Origin of the sequence: Enterobacter sp. IF2SW-B1, from assembly GCF_001743375.1 — a bacterium.
GTDB classification, from domain to species: Bacteria; Pseudomonadota; Gammaproteobacteria; order Enterobacterales; family Enterobacteriaceae; genus Enterobacter; species Enterobacter bugandensis.
This window is the reverse complement of the sequence record NZ_MJAA01000004.1, coordinates 256,909-277,693: the sequence shown is the minus strand read 5'-3', so window position 1 is coordinate 277,693 and position 20,785 is coordinate 256,909. Positions and strand designations below refer to the sequence as shown.

Annotated in this window: 15 protein-coding genes and 2 tRNA genes; 10 read left to right on the top strand and 7 right to left on the bottom strand. The window is 56.5% G+C overall.

Annotation, left to right across the window (positions count from 1 at the left end; genetic code table 11):
* The first annotated feature begins 48 nt into the window (after window positions 1-48).
* The 4 genes from dacD (at window position 49) to A6013_RS11295 (ending at window position 3,454) form a co-directional block, all read left to right on the top strand.
* The gene (dacD, locus tag A6013_RS11310) at window positions 49-1,215 is read left to right on the top strand and encodes a serine-type D-Ala-D-Ala carboxypeptidase DacD (protein WP_028013757.1); all 1,167 of its coding nucleotides are present in this window, start codon (window positions 49-51) and stop codon (window positions 1,213-1,215) included.
* A 119-nt stretch (window positions 1,216-1,334) separates the two neighbouring features.
* Window positions 1,335-1,808 carry a DNA gyrase inhibitor SbmC gene (gene sbmC, locus A6013_RS11305; protein ID WP_028013756.1) on the top strand — a complete coding sequence of 158 codons (474 nt, stop codon included), beginning with the start codon at window positions 1,335-1,337 and terminating at the stop codon, window positions 1,806-1,808.
* A 92-nt stretch (window positions 1,809-1,900) separates the two neighbouring features.
* Complete coding sequence (locus A6013_RS11300) at window positions 1,901-2,959, top strand: FUSC family protein (RefSeq protein ID WP_028013755.1); 1,059 nt, start codon at window positions 1,901-1,903, stop codon at window positions 2,957-2,959.
* Between the two features lie 159 nt (window positions 2,960-3,118).
* Window positions 3,119-3,454: a DUF496 family protein gene (locus A6013_RS11295; protein ID WP_028013754.1), complete on the top strand. Its 336-nt coding sequence runs from the start codon at window positions 3,119-3,121 to the stop codon at window positions 3,452-3,454.
* Window positions 3,455-3,618: 164 nt separating this feature from the next.
* On the opposite strand, the gene A6013_RS11290 is transcribed toward A6013_RS11295, so the two are convergent.
* A tRNA-Asn gene (locus A6013_RS11290) sits at window positions 3,619-3,694 on the bottom strand.
* 161 nt (window positions 3,695-3,855) lie between these two features.
* Between A6013_RS11290 and emmdR the strand changes: the two genes are divergently transcribed.
* Together emmdR and A6013_RS11280 are read left to right on the top strand one after the other, a co-directional pair.
* The gene (emmdR, locus tag A6013_RS11285) at window positions 3,856-5,310 is read left to right on the top strand and encodes a multidrug efflux MATE transporter EmmdR (protein WP_139128224.1); all 1,455 of its coding nucleotides are present in this window, start codon (window positions 3,856-3,858) and stop codon (window positions 5,308-5,310) included.
* 103 nt (window positions 5,311-5,413) lie between these two features.
* A tRNA-Asn gene (locus A6013_RS11280) sits at window positions 5,414-5,489 on the top strand.
* A gap of 142 nt (window positions 5,490-5,631) precedes the next feature.
* On the opposite strand, the gene A6013_RS11275 is transcribed toward A6013_RS11280, so the two are convergent.
* From A6013_RS11275 to shiA, 3 genes are all read right to left on the bottom strand, one after another.
* Window positions 5,632-7,398, bottom strand: coding sequence for an aminopeptidase P family protein (locus tag A6013_RS11275; RefSeq protein ID WP_069733072.1), 1,767 nt, complete (start codon window positions 7,396-7,398; stop codon window positions 5,632-5,634).
* An 18-nt stretch (window positions 7,399-7,416) separates the two neighbouring features.
* Window positions 7,417-8,871 carry an AMP nucleosidase gene (locus tag A6013_RS11270; protein WP_041909184.1) on the bottom strand — a complete coding sequence of 485 codons (1,455 nt, stop codon included), beginning with the start codon at window positions 8,869-8,871 and terminating at the stop codon, window positions 7,417-7,419.
* A 73-nt stretch (window positions 8,872-8,944) separates the two neighbouring features.
* On the bottom strand, window positions 8,945-10,261 hold the full coding sequence (gene shiA / locus A6013_RS11265) for a shikimate transporter (protein ID WP_069733071.1): 1,317 nt from the start codon (window positions 10,259-10,261) through the stop codon (window positions 8,945-8,947).
* A gap of 255 nt (window positions 10,262-10,516) precedes the next feature.
* Here shiA and pagP point away from each other — a divergent pair, with 255 nt between their 5' ends.
* Window positions 10,517-11,092 carry a lipid IV(A) palmitoyltransferase PagP gene (gene pagP, locus A6013_RS11260; protein WP_028013749.1) on the top strand — a complete coding sequence of 192 codons (576 nt, stop codon included), beginning with the start codon at window positions 10,517-10,519 and terminating at the stop codon, window positions 11,090-11,092.
* Here pagP and A6013_RS11255 read toward each other — a convergent pair.
* From A6013_RS11255 to A6013_RS11245, 3 genes are read right to left on the bottom strand one after another with little or no spacing between them, the layout of a single operon-like run.
* Window positions 11,089-12,054, bottom strand: a complete 966-nt coding sequence (locus A6013_RS11255) for an acyltransferase (protein ID WP_045629806.1) — start codon at window positions 12,052-12,054, stop codon at window positions 11,089-11,091. The genes pagP and A6013_RS11255 overlap by 4 nt on opposite strands.
* Window positions 12,051-15,113: an efflux RND transporter permease subunit gene (locus tag A6013_RS11250; protein WP_069733070.1), complete on the bottom strand. Its 3,063-nt coding sequence runs from the start codon at window positions 15,111-15,113 to the stop codon at window positions 12,051-12,053. Before A6013_RS11250 ends, A6013_RS11255 begins: the two co-directional genes overlap by 4 nt.
* A complete protein-coding gene (locus A6013_RS11245) occupies window positions 15,113-16,198 on the bottom strand; it encodes an efflux RND transporter periplasmic adaptor subunit (protein WP_069733069.1) in 1,086 nt (361 codons plus the stop codon). Before A6013_RS11245 ends, A6013_RS11250 begins: the two co-directional genes overlap by 1 nt.
* Window positions 16,199-16,593: 395 nt before the next feature.
* On the opposite strand from A6013_RS11245, the gene A6013_RS11240 reads away from it, so the two are divergent.
* From A6013_RS11240 to ldtA, 3 genes are all read left to right on the top strand, one after another.
* Window positions 16,594-17,025: a universal stress protein gene (locus A6013_RS11240; protein ID WP_028013745.1), complete on the top strand. Its 432-nt coding sequence runs from the start codon at window positions 16,594-16,596 to the stop codon at window positions 17,023-17,025.
* Window positions 17,026-17,072: 47 nt separating this feature from the next.
* Window positions 17,073-19,766, top strand: coding sequence for a cation-transporting P-type ATPase (locus A6013_RS11235; RefSeq protein WP_069733068.1), 2,694 nt, complete (start codon window positions 17,073-17,075; stop codon window positions 19,764-19,766).
* Window positions 19,767-19,827: 61 nt separating this feature from the next.
* A complete protein-coding gene (gene ldtA / locus A6013_RS11230) occupies window positions 19,828-20,724 on the top strand; it encodes a L,D-transpeptidase (protein ID WP_069733067.1) in 897 nt (298 codons plus the stop codon).
* Window positions 20,725-20,785 lie beyond the last annotated feature (61 nt).

Genomic DNA, 20,785 nt, shown 5'->3' with positions numbered 1-20,785 from the left:
AACTCCCGTAAAAAGGTCATCGATTTTTAATGACCTGAGGATATACCGTTGAAACGCCGTCTGTTTATTGCTGTTTCTTTACTCGCTTCGAGTGTCTCATCTGCTTTTGCGGCCGAACCACTGGATTTTTCGCCGCAGCCTCCGGCCATCCAGGCTGGCTCCTGGGTGCTGATGGATTACACGACTGGTCAAATTTTAACGGCGGGCAACGAACATCAGCAACGTAACCCGGCGAGCCTCACCAAGCTGATGACGGGCTATGTGGTCGACCGGGCTATTGATAGCCATCGCATTTCGCCGGATGACATTGTCACCGTAGGGCGTGACGCGTGGGCAAAGGGCAACCCGGTTTTTGACGGTTCGTCGCTGATGTTTCTGAAAGAGGGCGATCGCGTCACCGTGCGTGACTTAAGCCGCGGTCTGATTGTCGATTCCGGCAACGATGCCTGCGTGGCGCTGGCCGATCACGTGGCGGGCGGGCAGCCGCAGTTTGTGAAGATGATGAACGACTACGTGCAGAAGCTGAACCTGCGTGATACGCACTTTGAAACCGTCCACGGTCTGGACGCGCCGGGCCAGCACAGCTCGGCCTATGACCTGGCCGTGCTCTCCCGGGCCATCATTCACGGTGAGCCAGAGTTTTATCATATGTACAGCGAAAAGAGTCTCACCTGGAACGGCATCACCCAGCAAAACCGTAACGGCCTGCTGTGGGATAAAACCATGAACGTGGACGGCCTGAAAACGGGGCATACCTCAGGAGCAGGCTTTAACCTTATTGCCTCCGCGGTGGACGGTCAGCGTCGTTTGATTGCGGTGGTGATGGGCGCGGACAGCCCGAAAGGGCGCGAGGACCAGGCGCGTAAGCTACTGCACTGGGGACAACAGAACTTCGATACGGTGCAGATCCTGCATAACGGTAAAAAAGTGGGAACAGAGCGTATCTGGTACGGCGATAAAGAACAGGTGAAACTGGGCACCGACCAGGACTTCTGGCTGGCCCTGCCGAAAGCGGAAGTACCGAACATCAAAGCCAAATACGTGCTGGATAAAAAAGAGCTGGAAGCACCGATTGCCGCGCATCAGCGGGTCGGGGAGATCCAGCTCTATGACCGCGACAAGGTCGTGGCGCACTGGCCTCTGGTCACTCTGGAAGCCGTTGATAAGGGAGGCGTATTCTCACGCCTGAGCGATTATCTTCACCACACGCTTTAACCGCTGATGGGCAGACTGGCAGGGTTGCGAGTCTGCTCACATAATAAACACTCCTCGTTTGCCGATAATAGAAATCCTGCTTTACAGTGTATAAATATACAGTGCTAATCGGAGGCAGCATGGACTACAGCATCAAGCAGCAACAGAAACGTAAGATTGCGGGTTTTCATCTTGTTGGGCCGTGGGAAAAAACGGTCAAGCAGGGCTTTGAACAGCTGGTCATGTGGGTAGACGGGCGTCACATTGAGCCGCTGGAGTGGGTGGCGGTCTATTACGATAACCCCGATGAGGTTCCGGCAGAAAAACTGCGCTGCGATACGGCCGTTACCGTACCGGATGATTTCGTCATCCCGGAAAACAGCGAAGGGGTGATGATGACGGAAATCGCGGCCGGTGATTATGCCGTGGCGACGGCGCGCGTGGAAAACTACGACTTTGCAACCCCGTGGTATCAGTTTTTTAATTCCCTGCTGCAGGATAATAAATATCAGATGGCGCTTAAGCCCTGCTTTGAGCGCTATCTCAATGATGGCAACGCGGACGGCTACTGGGATATTGAAATGTTTATCGCGGTTGAGCACAAAACGGTTTAAGCCTGCTTAATGAAGGGTTTTTCAGCCGGGAGCGATCCGCCCGGCTGAAAACACAGTACAATTGTGATTTGCCGTGTTGCTGGAGAGCGGGTGTGCGTCCCGACAAATCATTAACCCCTTTTGAAATTCGCTTATATAAACATTACCGCGTGGTGCACGGGTGTCGCATCGCGCTGGCGTTCGTGTTGACCTTTGTACTGGTCAGGTTGCTGGATATACCGGAAGGAACGTGGCCGCTGATCACGCTGGTGGTGGTGATGGGGCCAATCTCATTTTGGGGAAACGTTGTCCCGCGCGCCTTCGAGCGGATAGGTGGTACCGTGCTTGGCTCTGCCCTGGGGCTGATTGCCCTGAAGCTTGAGCTCATCTCATTTCCTGTGATGCTGGCATGGTGCGGTGCCGCCATGTTCCTGTGCGGCTGGCTGGCGCTGGGCAAACGGCCTTATCAGGCGCTGCTGATTGGTATCACTCTCGCGGTCGTGGTCGGCGCGCCAGCAGGGGATATGACCACGGCAATGTGGCGAAGCGGGGATGTTATTCTGGGCTCGCTGCTCGCCATGCTGTTTACCGGCATCTGGCCGCAGCGGGCTTTTCTGCACTGGCGTATCCAGATGGCTAACTACGTCACGGCGTTTAACCGCGTTTACCAGGCGGGGTTTTCACCGAATCTGGTTGAGCGTCCCCGGCTGGAAAAGCATCTGCAAACCATCCTCAACGACGTGGTCAAAATGCGCGGCCTGATAGTACCAGCCAGTAAAGAGACCCATATTCAGAAAGCGATTTTCGAAGCTATCCAGACGGTCAGCCGCAATCTGGTGTGCATGCTTGAACTGCAAATCAACGCGCACTGGGCCACGCGTCCCAGCCATCTGTTGATGCTTAACGCCCAGACCCTCAAAGAGACGCAGATGATGACGCAGCAGACCCTGCTGACCATCGCCCATGCGCTCTATGAAGGCAACCCGCAGCCCGTTCTGGCGAACAGCGAGCGTCTCAATGAAATCGTGGCGGAACTGAAGCAGTTAATCAACGAGCGGCAGGGCGATAACGTGGCGGAAACGCCCATTCACGGCTATGTCTGGCTGAGCCTGGAGCTGGCGCGACAGCTTGAACTGCTATCGCACCTGATTTGTCGGGCGCTGCGCAAATAAAACGCGGATGTGACGCCTGCTGCTTCGATTCAGCAGCAATTGGGGTTATGATAGCTTTAAACGATATAGCCATTGTCATTCGCAGCCGCTGTCAGTAAGGTTATTGTTACAACGGTTGCTTTAACGAATCCGAATCTCACATTATCAGGGGTGTAAAAAATGGAAACTATCAAGCCTTCGTTCCAGGATGTTCTGGAATTCGTCCGCCTGTTCCGCCGCAAAAACAAACTGCAGCGTGAAATCCAGGACGTTGAGAAGAAGATCCGTGACAACCAGAAACGTGTTCTGCTGCTCGACAACCTGAGCGACTACATCAAGCCGGGCATGAGCGTTGAAGCTATTCAGGGCATCATCGCCAGCATGAAGAGCGACTATGAAGACCGCGTTGATGATTACATCATCAAAAATGCCGAGCTGTCCAAAGAGCGTCGCGACATCTCTAAAAAGCTGAAAGTGATGGGCGAAATCAAAAACGCCGAAGCTAAAAGCGAATAATCGCAGCGAATTGTGAAAAAGGCTCTCTGGTGACAGGGAGCCTTTTTTATTTGACGATCAACGGTCCGCTGATTTGTAGGTCGGGTCAGGCGCAGCCACCAGCCGACAATTCTACCCGACGCAGAAAAGCAAAAAGCCTGCTACAAAGCAGGCTTTTTAAATTTTGGCTCCTCTGACTGGACTCGAACCAGTGACATACGGATTAACAGTCCGCCGTTCTACCGACTGAACTACAGAGGAATCGTTGTGGAGGCTTATCTTAGCGGCGAAAAAACTTTTGTCAAACCTGATCTTAGAGAAAATCGACTGATTGCCGATTCTGTCGTCAGTTTGTTGTAAATACACACATCTTTTTCAGGAAAATACTTTGCAGGATTAGCATTTCTCCCCCATCATTTGAAATGAAGTTTCAACTATTCTCGCTAAGGTCCATTTTGAACGTCACTGCCCCTCTGCGCCAGGCGATCGTGCGTACGCCATGGTACGCAAAACGTAAAAGCTATCGTGTTCTGTTCTGGCGTGAAATCACCCCTCTTGCCGTGCCTATTTTCCTGGAAAATACCTGCGTTCTGCTGATGGGGGTGCTGAGCACCTTCCTGGTGAGCTGGCTGGGGAAAGAGGCGATGGCGGGGGTCGGGCTGGCAGACAGCTTTAACATGGTGGTGATGTCATTCTTTGCCGCCATCGATCTCGGGACGACGGTTGTGGTGGCCTTTAGTCTCGGCAAGCTGGATCCCAAACGCGCGCGCGAGGCTGCACGTCAGTCGCTGATGATCATGACCCTCTTTTCGATTGTTCTTGCGGCGGTGATCCACTATTTCGGTAAAGAGATTATCGATTTTGTCGCCGGGGAAGCCACGAACGAGGTGAAGGAACTGGCGCTGACCTATCTCGAAATGACCGTCTTAAGCTATCCGGCGGCGGCCATCGCGTTGATTGGCAGCGGCGCGCTGCGCGGGGCAGGTAACACCAAAATCCCGCTGCTGATCAACGGTGGGATGAATATCCTGAATATCATCATCAGCAGCGTGCTGATCTACGGCGCGTTCTCGTGGGATGGGCTGGGGTTCGTCGGGGCCGGGCTGGGATTAACCATTTCACGCTATATCGGTGCGGCGGCTATCATCGGGGTGCTGATGACGGGGATTACCCCCTCGCTGCGTCTTACGCTTAAGAGCTACTTCCGGCCCTTTAATTTCGCCATTATCTGGGAAGTGATGGGGATTGGTATTCCCGCGAGCATTGAATCCGTGTTGTTCAACGGCGGGAAGCTGCTCACGCAGATGTTTGTCGCCGGAATGGGCACCGACGTTATCGCCGGTAACTTTATCGCCTTCTCCATCGCCTCGCTGATTAACCTGCCGGGTAATGCCCTTGGGTCGGCATCAACCATCATCACGGGTAAACGGCTCGGGAAAGGGCAGATAGGCCAGGCGGAGCGGCAGCTGCGCCATGTGTTCTGGCTGTCGACGATTGGGCTGACGCTGATCGCCTGGGGCACCGCGCCGTTTGCCGGGCTGATGGCCGCGTTCTATACCCACGAAGATGACGTGAAAGAGGTGGTGAAGATCCTTATCTGGCTCAACGCCGCCTTTATGCCCATCTGGGCGGCATCCTGGGTGTTGCCTGCCGGGCTGAAAGGAGCGCGCGATGCCCGTTTTGCCATGTGGGTGTCCATGCTTGGCATGTGGGGGTGTCGCGTTGTGGCGGGCTATACGCTGGGCGTGGTGCTGGGCTGGGGCGTGGTGGGCGTCTGGCTGGGGATGTTCCTTGACTGGGCCGTACGCGGGGCGCTGTTCTACTGGCGCATGGTCAGCGGGCGCTGGCTGTGGAAATATCCGCGTCAAAGTGCCTGACAATTGCGCGAAGTGGAGAATAATTCGGCAAACGATCGGAAATATGCATTCTGCCTTTGACATCATCGGGGAGCATCGATAATATGCGCCCCGTTCACACGATTCCTCTGTAGTTCAGTCGGTAGAACGGCGGACTGTTAATCCGTATGTCACTGGTTCGAGTCCAGTCAGAGGAGCCAAATTTGAAAAGCCTGCTTTTAAAGCAGGCTTTTTGCTTTTCTGCGCAAGGTAAATGCAAAACGGCAACCTTGTTGCCGTTTTTAGTGTTTTCACCCTCTCCCGTGGGAGAGGGATGGGGTGAGGGCATCAGACCGCACGAAATTACACACGAACCGGCGCCGTCGCCGCCTCCAGCCACGAACGCGCCTCGCTATTCACCAGCGGTGACAGCGCCTCACGTACCTGCTGATGATACTCATCCAGCCACTGCTTTTCCTGCTCGCTCAACAGATCCAGCTCGACCTGGCTTAAATCAATCGGGATCAGCGTCAGAGAAGCAAACTTGCAGAACCCCGGACGGCTCTCCACTATCTCCACCTGGTTTTCAATGCGAATACCGTGGCTATCGCCCAGATAGTATCCCGGTTCAATCGTCATGATATTGCCTGCCACCAGCGGCCACGGGTTGACCTTTTTGGCGATGCGATGCGGGTTTTCGTGGATCAGAAGCTGGTGGCCCACGCCGTGCCCGGTACCGTGATCGTAATCCAGCCCCATCTCCCACAGCGGACGACGCGCGAAAGCATCCAGCTGGTGCCCCTGCGTACCGGAAGGGAACTGCAGGGTAATCAGCGACAGGAAGCCTCTCAGCACGGCGGTGTAGTGCAGACGCTGCTGCGAGGGGACATTACCCCACGCCAGCGTGCGCGTGGCATCGGTGGTGCCGTTAGCGTACTGACCCCCCGAATCATTCAGGTAAAAATGGTTATGGCCGATGGGCTTGTTGCTGGCCTCGCTTGAATGATAGTGGCACATCGCCGCATTGCTCGAAGAGGCGGAAATGGTCGCGAAACTCTGCTCGATAAAACCGGGCTGCTGTTTGCGAAATGCCAGCTGCTGCGCCTGCACTTCCAGCTCCGTTAGCGGTTGTCCCGCCGCCGCACGCAGCGGCACTTCGCGGCTCAGCCAGGCCAGGAAGTTGACCCACGCGGCGCCGTCCTGGAGATGGCACTCGCGATACCCTGCCAGCTCGACCGGGTTTTTGGTAGCCTTAATGAGGGTAATGGGATCGGTTCGCCAGACAATTTCACCGCGCGGTTCAATGGCAAAGCGCAGGGCCACCGGCGCGGAGTCGGCATCAACCATCACCCGCTTCCCTTCAGCAAGTTGCTGACAGCGTTCAATAAAGGTGTCCTGCGACGCAATCGTGAAGGCGTTCAGAACTGCATCAGGGAGTTCTGCGAGCTTATTGTCGTTAACAAACCACTCAACGCGGCCGTCACGACCGAGCAGGGCAAATGAGAGCGGTACCGGACTGGTGGGGATATCTGAGCCGCGCACGTTGAGCAGCCACGCAATGTTATCCGGCAGCGTAACGGCCAGGTAGTCAGCGTTGTTCGCGGCCAGCACGGCGGCAACGCGCTGACGTTTGTCTTCGCTGCTTTCACCGCTTATCGCAACCGGCATCTCACGGATAAGCCCCGCCGGTGCGGCAGGGCGATCGGTCCATAAGGCGTCAAACGGTGACGCGTTCAGCGGCACGAGCGCGCACGGTGTGGCAGAAAGCTGCGTAAACTCGGTATTCGTCATCAGCATTGGGTCAAAACCGATGCGCGTGCCCGCCGCGACGTTGGCCGTCAGCCAGTCTGCCAGCGGCTCGTTGTGCAGATGGTGGATCTCAACCTCATCCATATTCACCTGAACGCGGGCCTGCACCTGATAGCGCCCGTCGACGAACAGCAGCGCTTTATCCCTCAGTACCAGCGCGACGCCAGCAGAGCCGTTAAAGCCTGTCAGCCAGGCCAGCTTTTCGTCGTTCGACGCGCAATTCTCGCTTTGCCAGGCATCGGTGCGCGGAACGATCATCCCGTCGAGGCTGTTTTCCTGAAGCCACTGACGCAGGGCAGAGAGCGGAGTAGGGGTGTGCATGGTTTTTCCTTATTGTTATTAGCGGAACGGCGGCTCGTTGAAGGTGCGCAGCTTGCGCGAATGCAGTCGGTCGCCTTCCGCCCGCAGCAGGTCGATGGCGCGAATGCCGATCTGCAAATGTTCGGAAATCGCCCCTTCATAGAAACGGTTGGCCTGACCCGGCAGCTTAATTTCGCCGTGCAGCGGCTTATCGGACACGCACAGCAGCGTGCCGTAAGGAACGCGGAAGCGATACCCCTGGGCGGCGATGGTGGCGCTCTCCATATCAATCGCCACCGCTCGGCTCAGGTTGAAGCGCAGCGCGGAGGCGGAGTAACGCAGCTCCCAGTTGCGGTCATCCGTCGTCACTACCGTACCGGTACGCAGGCGCTGTTTGACCTCTTCACCCGGCATGCCGCTGACCTCTTTGGTGGCGTCGTAGAGCGCGCGCTGTACTTCGGCGATGCTCGGGATTGGGATATCCGGCGGCAGTACCGCATCCAGCACGTGGTCGTCGCGCAGATAAGCGTGGGCCAGCACGTAATCGCCAATCAGCTGGCTTTCGCGCAGGCCGCCGCAGTGGCCAATCATCAGCCATACGTCGGGGCGCAGCACCGCCAGATGGTCACAGATGGTTTTGGCGTTCGACGGGCCGACGCCGATGTTGATCAGGGTGATCCCCTGACCGTCGGCGGTGATCAGGTGCCAGGCGGGCATCTGGTGTTTTTTCCACGCCAGATCGGAGATGGCCTGCTCGGGCGCTTCGGTCTCGGCGGTGATCCAGATCCCGCCCGCGCAGGAGAGGGCGATATATGGACTGTCCGGATCAAGGATCTGGCTACAGCCCCAGCGAACGAACTCGTCCACGTAGCGGGTGTAGTTGGTAAACAGCACAAACGGCTGGAAATGCTCGGCGGGCGTGCCGGTGTAGTGGCGCAGGCGCGCCAGGGAGAAATCCACCCGACGGGCGTCAAAGTGCGACAGGGGGGAAAACTCTGCCGGGTGATAAATCCCGTCAGCCGTCTCATCGCCAATCTGTGACAGCTCGGTCGTTGGGAAGTGGCGGGTCAGTCCCGCGCTCATGGAGCGGTCAAGAGTTAGCGCCGAACCGTCAATCACGTACGGGTACGGGATCTCATGCTGTGAAGGCTCCACGGCAATGTGCGCGCCGTAATCCTGATACAACAGCGTTAGCTGCTCTTCCAGATAGGGGCGGAACAGTGCAGGGCGGGTGACGGTGGTGCTGTAGCAGCCGGAGTGGGTAAAACGGGCGTAGGCGCGGGTTTTCGGCGTCGTGCTTGCGCTGCCGTCCCAGGTCACAGAGAGCGATGGATAAACAAAAAGGCCTTCGTTTCTGGCCTTTTGATCGGGAAGTTTCCCCGTTTCGATGTATTCGCTGATGGCGCTGCGCAGCGCGTTGACGGACTGTTCATACAGCGCGTCGAGTTTTTCCAGCGCCTGAGCCGGGGTCAGGCTGGAGCCCTTATTATTCATCTCTGTCTCCTTGTTCCACAGGTGTGCGACTCTATCCGATAGTATGTCACACGCCTGTGAAACAAAAGGGAGATCAGCGGTGGCTCGTCTCTTTCATCAGAAGCGCCGTCGCTGCCGACAGCAGGCAGCCGGCCAGCAGATAAATCGCCACGCTGTGCCAGTTACCGCCGGAGAAGGTCACCAGCGCGGCGGCAATAAACGGCGTAAACCCGCCGCCGACCACGCTTGCCACCTGGTAGCCCACGCCCGCGCCGCTGTAGCGGTAGCTGGCGCCGAACAGTTCGGTAAACATCGGCTGCTGCACGCAGACCACCATATCGTGGGCGATGTTGGCGAGCATAATGGCGAAGAAGACAATCCAGAACACAGACTGCGCCTCCAGCGCCATAAAGAACGGCCAGGCGCTGAGGGTCCCAATCAGCGCGCCGGTGATATAGACGCGGCGGCGACCAAACCGGTCCGCCAGCCAGGCGAAGCAGGGGATGGTCAGACAGCTTATCCCGCCAACCACCAGGCCGATATTCAGGAACAGTTCGCGCGGCAGGCCGAGATTCTGCGTCGAGTAGTTCAGCGCAAAGGCGGTGACGATATACATCGTCAGCAGCTCGCACAGGCGCAGGGCGATGATTTTCAGAAAAGCGTCAGGGTGCCGAATCAGGGCTTCCATCACCGGCAGCCGCTTTTTGACGGACGGCTCCTCACGCTGTTGCTGTTCGAACTCTGCCGACTCATCCATCCCGTTGCGGATCCACAGCGCGGCAATCACCAGCACGATACTGAAGATAAACGGGATGCGCCAGCCCCAGCTCAGAAACTGCTCGTCGGTGGTGAGCTGGCTGATTAACGACACCAGCCCGGTGGAAAGCAACAGCCCGACGCCGTACCCGACCTGCACGCCGCTGCTGTAAAACGCTTTCTTGTTTTTTGGCGCACTCTCAACGGATAACAGCGCCGCGCCGCCCCATTCGCCGCCCACGGCGAAGCCCTGGATGGCGCGCAGCGTCACCAGCAGCACAGGCGCCCACCAGCCAATAGCGGAAAACGAAGGAAGAATGCCAATCAGCGCGGTGGCAATCCCCATCATCCAGACGGTAAGCATCAGCATCCGCTTGCGGCCAAGCCGGTCGCCGAAGTGGCCGAAAATCACCCCGCCCAGCGGGCGAAACAGAAAGCCAACGCCGAAGGTGGCAAACGCGGCGAGGGTGCCCATCGCGGGGCTAACCTGAGGGAAAAACTCGCGGTTAAACACCAGCGCGGCGGTGATGCCGTAGAGCAGAAAATCATACCAGTCGACGACGGCACCTGCGAAGCTGCCGAGTGCAGCGCGGCGGGCGCGATTGAGCGAAGGTGTCTCCTCGTTGGGACGATCGGAGATGAGGGTGGAGTCCATAGTTATCCTGTCCGTACTGTTTTTTATTATTGGTATAAGAAAAGGTCACTCACATAGCTGCCGTCATATAAACGGAACCTATGAGACTACCGCGACAAAACGCCTGAGAAAACGTTTTTATCTTTCCGGAAGGCGCTGAATAAATAAATTTCATCTTCCCCTGCCTCGAGATAAATCAGTCTGTTTGGCTCCGGTTCGTGCTGAATGGATTACAGTAATAGATACCGCTGCGTGACTAAAGCTGAGGGAAAAACGATGCAACGTAACTTTTCGGCATTCTGGATGGTCCTGTTTTTATTCGCCGCACCGCTTCATGCCGAGCCGAAAGTCTATGGCGAACAGCGTATTAGCGGCTGGTGGAATGCGCTGACGGATGATATCTCCCAGACCTGGGAAGAGCCGCAACGTTACGATTTGTACCTGCCGTTTCTGAGCTGGCACGCCCGCTTTATGTACGACAAAGAAAAAACCGACAATTACAACGAAATGCCGTGGGGCGGCGGCCTGGGCGTGTCCCGCTATAACGAAGAGGGCAACTGGAGCGCGCTTTTCGCAATGATGTTCAAGGACTCGCACAACGAATGGCAGCCCGCGATGGGCTATGGCTGGGAGAAGGGCTGGTATCTGGATAATGCCAAAGATTTCCGCCTTGGGCTCGGTGCCGCCGCGGGCATCACGGCGCGAGATGATTTTGCGAACTATGTGCCTCTGCCGTTCATCTTCCCGCTGTTTTCAGCCGGCTATAAGCGCGTTACCGTCCAGTTCACCTATATTCCCGGAACGTATAACAACGGCAACGTGCTCTTTGCCTGGCTGCGCTTAGGCTTTTAAAGGGTGATCACCTTTTTAGCCACGGCGTTAGACAAGACCAGCATGGAAAAAAGAACAGAGGTGACGAACGTAAGCACAATCAGCGCCAGCTTCATGCCGAGAGAGGTCACCGGTATCAGCGCCGTCAGCAGATGAAACACCGAGTAGTGCACAATATATACGCCGGTCATCGTTTTGCTGATGGCGGCCAGAATGGACTCCTTTAATTCAGCATTGCGGCGAAAGCGAACGCCGTTCGCCGCAATCACCAGGGCAATAATCAGAATGTAGATCTGCGAGCCGGTGAGAATAAAGGCGTTTCTGTCGGCCTTAAACAGGGCAAAAAAGAAGTGGCGCTCGTAAAACCAGGTGAAGAGATAGATAAACGGGATGGCGACAACCGCCGCCCGAACCACGTTTTTGCGGCTTATCCACTCGGCGACTTTTGGGTCGCAGAAGAGCTGCCCGGTCAGATAAAACAGCAGCCATGTCCACAGCCGATACTGCGGCGAAAGCGAAAGGACGTGCGTTTCAGGATAAAGCGCCGATAGCAGATCGTATCCGTAGGAAAAGCACAGCAGAGCAGCAATCGCGCCGCAGAACAGCGATCTCCGCTGGCTAAGCCACTCCACCGCCGGGTGGAAGGTGTAAATCACCACAAATGCGAACACGAACCAGGGCTGAATTAAATACCCGCGCTGATAAGGCTCCCAGAGGTAGTAGATCGTTATCCAGAACAGAAAAACAATCACCAGACTTTTTATTTTCCCCAGCTGCCAGCGCGTGCCGTGCCGTGATTGCCCGTCGAGATAGCCCGACACCACAAAAAACAGCGGCGTGGCGATGGTCGAGATAAAGGTTAAAAAGCCCAGGATCCAGTGATAGTCATAGTCATAATGATCCCAGGTATTGTAGATGGTGAAGAAGGTGACCGCCGTCATACAGCCCAGCGTCTTGATAATGTTCAGCCCTGTCGCATTCATTGTTGTTTGGCTTCGTCCTTACGATGGAAACACGCATAGATCACGGGGAGTACCAGTAGCGTCAGGATTGTAGCAAACCCCAGTCCAAACATAATCACAACGGCCATGCTCTGGAAGAAAACATCCAGCAGCAGCGGTGCCAGGCCAAGTACGGTCGTGAACGCGGTGAGCAGGATAGGGCGCAGGCGCGAGGTGGCGGCATAAACGATCGCGCTGTGCTGATCCTTTTGCGTTTTCTGCTGTTCGATCTCTTCCACCAGCACGATGCCGTTGCGGATGAGCATTCCGCTCAGGCTCAGCAGACCAATCAGCGCCATAAAGCCAAAGGGAATGCCGGTAATTAAAAATCCTGGCGTGACGCCAATCAACGCCAGCGGTACGGTTAGCCAGATCGCGACGGCATTTTTTACCGAGCTGAACATCAGCACCGTAATAACAAACATCACCAGATACCCGAGAGGTAGCGTAGTGAACAGCCCTTGCTGCGCTTCGCTGGAGTTTTCCGCGTCGCCCCCCCACTCGATGCTGTAGCCGTGTGGCAGGGGAAGGGCATCCACCTGCGGCTTCACGCGGGCGAGAATATCACCGGAGGTTTGCTGGCTCAGCGGGTCCGGATCCGTCTGAACCGTCAGTACCCGCGAGCGGTCGCGTCGAAGGATGAGCGGATCTTCCCACTCCAGCGTGAAGCTGCTGACGACGTTACTCAGCGGGATATACTGCTGCCGCGCCTGGCTCCACACCAGCACGTTGTTCAGGTGGCTGGCGTCCAGCCTTTCGCTTTCCGGAGGCCTCACCACCACGGGCAGCAGGTCACTGCCTTCCCGATACAGCCCCGCCCGGCTGCCGGAGAAATTCATCTCCAGCGCGTTGTCGACGTCCTGCTTATCCACGCCAAGCTCGCGTCCCAGCGCGGCGACGTACTGCGGACGGATCACTTTGCTGCGGTTCTGCCAGTCGTTTCGGACGCTCCCCGTGGCCGGGTCGCGCGCCAGGATATCGTCCACCTGGCTGGCAATCAGACGCAGCCTGTCAGGATCCGGGCCTTTAATGCGCACTTCAATGGCGCTGTCGCCGGAGGGCCCAAACATCACCCGTTTCGTGCTGGCGTTGACCTGCGGGTAGTTACGCGCGATGTACTCATCCACGTAGCGCGTCAGCGCGGAGATGCTGCGCTGGTCATCCATACGCACCATGATCTGCGCGTAGTTGCTGTACTGCCGCTGTCCGCTGTAGGTCAGAATAAAGCGCATGCTCCCCTGACCGATGGTCGAGACGGTGGTTTCCACGCCGGGCCGTCCCTTGATGGTTTTCTCAATATCGCCGGTCATTTTCTCGGTCCATTTGATATCGGTCCCGTAGGGTAACCAGAGGTCGACAAAGAAAATCGGCGTATTGGACGACGGGAAAAAGTTTTGCCGCACCGCGCCAAACCCCCAGACAGACGCGGCCAGCAGGGCGGCCATCACTACCAGCGTCGGCGCTTTATGGTGCAGCAGTGCGTTCAGCAGGTGCTGGTAGAGGCGGTAGAGACGTTTGTCGTAAGGATCTGACTCGTTAGTGGCGTCCGGCGCACTGTCGTTTTTAAACAACCACCACTTAATCAGCACCGGGGTGAGGGTGAGCGCCGAGAACCAGCTCAGCATCAGGGAAATCAGCAGCACCTGGAACAGAGATTTACAGTATTCCCCGGTGGAATCCTGCGATAGCCCGATAGGGGCAAACGCAAGGATGGCGATCACCGTCGCCCCCAGCAGCGGCAGGGCGGAGCGGCGAATGATGTTGTTAACGGCGGTTAACAGCGGGGAGCCCTGCTGCCGGGCAATCAACACCCCTTCGACAATCACGATGGCGTTATCCACCAGCATGCTGAGGGCGATAATCAGCGCCCCGAGCGAGATGCGCTGTAGCTCAATGCCACACAGATACATAATCAGCAGCGTGCCCAGCACGTTAAGGGCGAGAGAAACCGCGATGATGATCCCGCTGCGTACCCCCATAAAGATCAGCAGCACGCCGATGACAATCGCCAGCGCCATCAGGAAGTTAATAATAAAACCGTTAACAGAGTGGCCCACTTCGGCTGCCTGATCGTAAAACAGATCTATCTGTATGCCAGCCGGTTTTTCCGCCGACATCTGGTTTAGCTTCGCCTCCAGCGCTTGGCCCACGTCGATCACGTTCACGCCGGGAATAAACGAGACGCCCATGGTGACGGCTTTTTTGCCGTTGGCATGGTAGATACTGGCGGGCGATTCGTTCAGCCCGCGCGACAGCGTGGCGATATCCCGCAGGCGCGTCGCCGCCCCGGTGCCGGAAGGCGTGATGATGAGATCCGCCAGTTCATCGAGATTCTCGAACTCACCGGTCGGGTGCAGACGAATGGATTCGCTGCCGGAGGTGATTTCTCCGGCGCTGGAAACGACGTTGAGCCTGCTGAGCAGGGCGGAAAGCTGGTTCAGCGTAATGCCGCGCGCGGCCATTTTGGTCAGGGAAATATCGATGTTGACCTGTTGGCTAATGGCCCCGCCGATGGCGACCTTCGCGACGCCGGGAACCAGAATCAACGCGCGGCGCAGCTGCTCTGCATATCTCACCAGTTCAGGATTACTGAATTCATCCCCGGAAATGGCGAAGAAGAAGCCGAATACGTCGCCGAAATCGTCATTCACAAAGGGCGTGACGACGCCGGGCGGGAACTGACGCGAGGCATCGCCCACGCGGCGGCGCAGCTCATCCCAAATCTGCGGCAGTTCGTTCGAGTGATAGCGTGAAGCGATATTGACGGTGATTTGCGACAGCCCGTTTGAAGAGATGGAGCTTACGTTGTCCAGATAAGGCAGCTGCTGAAGGGCATTCTCCAGCGGCAGCGTCACCTCTTCTTCAACCTGCTGAGCGGATGCGCCGGGGTAGTGGGTAACCACCACAGCGGTTTTGATGGTAAAGGCGGGATCTTCCAGCCTGCCGATATTCAACAGGGCGAAAATCCCCCCAATGCCCAGCAGCAGAATCGTTAGCCAGACGCGAACCGGGTTATTAATAAATTGACGAGTGATATCCATTACAGTCCCCGCTCACGCGTCCAGATACGCACCGGCTGGTTAGCATGGAGCTCTCCCACGCCTGCGGCCACCACGCGCTCGCCCGCCTTAAGCCCGCTGGTGATCGTCACGCCTTCGGTTATCACTTGCCCCACGCTGACCTTGCGGTCTTCAAGATGGAGCGTGTCGCCTTCTCCCGCCACAACCCAGACGTGCGGCTCATTGCGTGGGCTGTTGTCCGGGTTAAAGACGGCCTCAACCGGTACAACCAGCGCCTGAGCGCCCGCGCCAGCCGGGAGGTTGGTTAAATTGATGGTAACCGTACCGCTTACGCCACCGACGGCGGGAAAATCCTCTGGTCGCGGCATGGTCAGTATCACCTGCCAGGTCAGGGTATTACTGTCGCTGCTGCCCGAGTGCTCTTTGTAGACGGCGGTAAATTCCCGATCCGGAATGGCGTTAATTCTCACTACCGGACGATACTGCGCGTTGCGGATATCAAAGGTCTTAAACAGGTTTTCAGGGATGCTGAACACCACGTCAAGCAGATCGGTGCGGGTTAACGTCGCAATGGGCTGACCGGCAGACACCACCTGATGGTTTCTGACATGTACGCTGGCCGCCGTCCCGCTGAAGGGGGCGACGAGCGTCATCTGATTCAACTCTTCTCGGGCAATCTGCAGCGCCGCATTCGCCGAATCGCGGTTCGCACGCTGTACGTCCATTTCGGCTTTCGAAATCGCCTGGCGACCCGCCAGCGTCTGGAAGCGATCGAACTGCCTCTGGGCCAGCGTCGCCGCCGTCTGCCTGTCGTTAACCCGCTGCTGGGCTTCCCGGGCGTTCAGTCTTGCAAGCTGTTGGCCCTGCTTGATGGCTGCGCCCTGACGCACATCGAGCGCTTCAATTTGACCAGCGCGTTTGAAGGAAAGGTCTGTGGCATCGCCCGATTCAATGCGGGCGGGAAAAACGCGCTGCTGGGCATGACCGGGAACCGTCACCTCTGCCACTTTAACCATTCTGGGCAGGGGGGAGGCTTGTTCAGGTTTAGGATCGCACGCCGTGAGCGTTAACAAAACGAACGGTATAAGAGAGAGGTAGCGGTTCACTGTATTCCCCTAATAAATAACTGTTTTATTTATTCCATAACCTGGACAGGGGTGACACTATTCTGCCAGAACAGTGACGACCATATAGGTAAATAAACCAATCGCCGTGCTGGCGATAATGGCAAGCGCAATAAACATACCCAGTCGGATCAGGCTTATGCCATACATACATTCCTCCATGAGCCGGAAGCGGTAACTCACTATGAGCATAGTCGGCGAAAAGATAAATGTTAAATAACCATTAGCAGTGGGGACGCGCTAAACCTGAAATTCCTGTGCTACGTTTAATATTATTCATCTCTTTTACCGTAACTGGCATTAAGGGCAACCCCCTGCATTTAATGCGTTTTTTTGCTTCATTCACTCTCATGTTGGTTATAAAAAGGATGCTCGATATGTATAAAAACATTCTCGTTCCGGTGGATGTCTACGAGACAAGCCTGGCGGATAAAGCGTTGCAGCATGCACAGTTTCTGGCGCAAAGCGCATTGGGTGACATTCATTTGCTGCACGTCATGCCAAAATTTTCAGCCGAGCTGACGCGCGGTTTTATTTCAGATGCGCGAAAGATGGATGAATATATGATTAATAATTCAAAAGAAAAACTGTCTGACCTGGTCAAAAAATTGAATTTGCCAGAAGAGCGCGTTCACCTCCATGTTCGCAGCGGAAATGTTCGTGATGAGGTTATTAAGCTGGCGGATGAACTTGCTGCTGGCGCGATTATCGTCGGCTCCCGCAATCCAAATATTCAAACCCATTTGTTAGGATCGGAGGCGGCAAGTATTGTCCGTTACGCCCATGTTCCTGTTTTCGTTATTCGTTAATTTCATGAAAGCAAGGTGATTTCTGAATAGAACCTGAGGAAGTAACAATGAAAACAGGAAAACCTGAACGTCCGTATTATCAACAAACCGTTGATGAAACCCTGTCGAATATCCACTCCACTCTGGAAGGACTTAGCGGCACTGAGGCATCAGCCCGACTTCAGCAGCATGGTGAGAATGCGTTACCAAAAAAAAAGGGCAAACCCGCCTGGCTGCGCTTCCTGGCGCATTTTAACGATGTACTAATTTACGTTCTGCTGGTGGCCGCGTTGCTTAAGCTCTTTATGGGCCACTGGGTAGACATGTTTGTGATCCTTGGGGTTGCCATCATTAACGCCCTGATCGGCCATATCCAGGAGAGCAATGCTGAAAAATCGTTGCAGAGTATTCGCAATATGCTCTCCAGCGAAGCCGTGGTGGTACGACAGGGGAATCATGAAACGATCCCCACTACGGAGCTGGTCCCGGGCGATATCGTGGTGATCCGCGCCGGGGATCGTATCCCTGCGGACCTGCGCGTGATTGAGGCGCATAACCTTCGCGTGGAGGAGGCCATCCTGACTGGCGAATCCACCGTTGTTGAGAAAAACAGCGATGCGTTAAGCGGGGAACTGCCCTTAGGCGATCGCTATAATCTGCTCTACTCAGGCACCACCGTCAGCTCCGGCGGCGGTAAAGGCGTGGTGGTGGCAACCGGGGGCGAGACCGAGCTTGGCCACATCAACCAGATGATGTCCGACATTGAAAAGCACCGCACGCCGCTGATGGTGCAGATGGACAAGCTCGGTAAGACCATCTTCATCACTATCCTGGTGATGATGGTAGCGCTGTTCGTCTTTAGCCTCCTGTTCCGGGATATGCCGGTTTCTGAACTGGTGCTGTCGCTTATCAGCCTCGCCGTTGCCGCCGTGCCGGAAGGCCTGCCGGCCATCATTTCCATCATCCTTTCGCTTGGCGTACAGGCCATGGCGCGTCGTAAGGCCATTATTCGCAAGTTGCCCACGGTGGAAACCCTGGGTGCAATGACGGTCATCTGCTCGGATAAAACCGGCACCCTGACGATGAATGAAATGACGGTCAAAGCGGTGATTACCGCTGACACGACCTATCGCGTGGAGGGCGACAGTTACGAACCGGTGGGGAATATTCACCCTGTAGATGACCCGACGCCCGTCAGCGTGACGCAGGGTTCCCTGCTGGAACGCTACCTGCGCACCATTGACCTCTGCAATGACAGCCAGCTGATCAAAGACGAGCAGGGGCTGTGGAAAATCACCGGAGGACCAACCGAGGGCGCCCTGAAGGTGCTGGCGGCGAAAATCCCGCTCCCACCGCTTGATACGGAAATGCGCAGTAAAATCCCGTTTGATTCGCAGTATAAATACATGTCCACGCTCTACCGACTGGGTGAAGAAGAGGCGATTTTAATCACCGGCGCGCCGGACGTCCTGTTCCGCCTCTGTCAGTACCAGCAGACGAATGACGGACTGCAGCCGTTCGATCAACCTTACTGGGAAGGGAAGATTGAAGAGTATGCCCGGGAAGGGCTGCGCATGGTGGCGGCGGCCTGGAAACCTGCCCGCGAGGGACAGCGCGAGCTGGATCACCCGGACCTCCATGATGGCGTGATCCTGCTGGGTATTGCAGGAATGATGGATCCGCCGCGTCCGGAGGCCATTACCGCGATTGCCGACTGTCTGCAGGCCGGGATTCGCGTGAAAATGATCACCGGCGACCACCCGCAAACGGCCATGAGCATCGGGCAAATGCTGGGGATTGGTAACGCCGCAAGCGCGATCACCGGACGCGAGCTGGAGGCGATGGATGACCGTCAGCTGAGCGACGCCGCGCAGCAGTACGATATTTTCGCCCGAACCAGCCCGGAGGATAAATTCCGCCTCGTGCAGGCCCTGCAAAGTAAACAGGAAGTGGTGGGCATGACCGGGGATGGCGTAAACGATGCCCCGGCGCTCAAGCGGGCGGATGTGGGTATCGCCATGGGAATTAAGGGGACTGAGGTCACCAAGGAAGCCGCCGACATGGTGTTAACGGATGACAACTTTGCCACCATTGCCAGTGCGGTCCACGAGGGACGGCGGGTTTACGATAACCTGAAAAAAACGATTCTGTTCGTTATCCCGAGCAACATCGCGCAGGCCCTGCTGATCATCATCGCGCTGCTGGCGGGGAACCTGATTCCGCTGACGCCGGTCCTGATCCTGTGGATGAACATGGCCACGTCAGCAACCCTGTCGTTTGGCCTGGCGTTTGAAGCGGGTGAGAAGAACATCATGAACCGGCCACCGCGCAAGGCGAATCTGCATGTGATGGACGGCTACGCTATCTGGCGCGTGGTGTTTGTCGGTCTGATGATTGCCATTAGCGCCTTCGTGCTGGAAGCCTGGCTACAGCCGCGCGGCTACTCGGCGGAATTCATCCGCACCGTGCTGCTGCAAACCCTGGTGACCGCGCAGTGGTTCTACATGCTCAACTGTCGCGTTAATGACGGCTTCTCGCTGAGCAAAGGTCTGCTGGCGAATAAAGGGATTTGGATCGTGAGCGGCGTACTGCTGGCGCTACAGCTTCTTATCATTTACGCCCCGTTCATGCAGATGCTGTTTGGCACCGAAGCTCTGCCGTTCCGCTACTGGGTCATTACCTTCCTGATTGGTTTTGTGATGTTCCTTATTGTCGAGGCGGAAAAAGTGCTGACGCGCAGATGGCGTAAAATCGAAGCGTAATAGCGTAAACTGAGAAAGCCTGCCTGAGTCCAGGCTTTCTCTTTTGTGAGCACAGGAAATTATGATGCGACTTACCTGGATCGTCCTTACGCTGTGTGCCGCTGTTCCCAGTGCGTTTGCCGTAACCTATACCCTACCGCCGGAAGGCAGTCGGCTGGTGGGAACCCCGATTACCATCACCGTTCCCGAGCGCAATACGTTACCGCTTGAGGCCTTTGCTGCGCAGCACGGGCTGGGGCTCAGCAATATGCTGGAAGCGAACCCGGGCGTGGATCCTTTTTTGCCCAAATCCGGCACCCGGCTGGTCATTCCTCAGCAGCTGATTTTGCCCGACACCGTGCGCGAGGGGATTGTCGTTAACGTGGCGGAAATGCGTCTTTACTATTACCCGCCGGGCAGCAATACCGTTGAAGTACTGCCCATCGGCATCGGTCAGGCCGGGCGCGAAACTCCGCGTAACTGGGTCACGGCGGTTGAGCGCAAGCAGGAGGGCCCCACCTGGTCACCTACGCCGAACACGCGTCGTGCCTATGCGGCAGAGGGGAAAACGCTGCCCGCCTTCGTGCCCGCCGGGCCGGATAACCCGATGGGGTTGTATGCGATATATATCGGCAGGCTATATGCCATACACGGCACAAACTCCAATTTCGGCATTGGGCTGCGGGTGAGCCAGGGCTGTATTCGTCTGCGTAACAACGACATTAAATATCTTTTCGATAATGTCCCCGTGGGCACCCGCGTGCAGCTTATCGATCGCCCCGTTAAGGTGACCACGGAGCCGGACGGCAGCCGCTGGGTGGAGGTTCACGAACCGCTGTCGCGTAACCGGGCGGAATTTGAATCGAGCCGGAAAGTGCCTCTGCCCATCTCCGCCGCACAGCAGACACAGTTGATAAACGAGGGGGCGGGCGCTGAACTGGAACGGCGGTCGGGGATGCCGGTTAAAATCGGCATGTGAAGGCATAGTGCGGGCTGGTGCCCTCACCCCAACCCTCTCCCACGGGAGAGGGGGAACACAC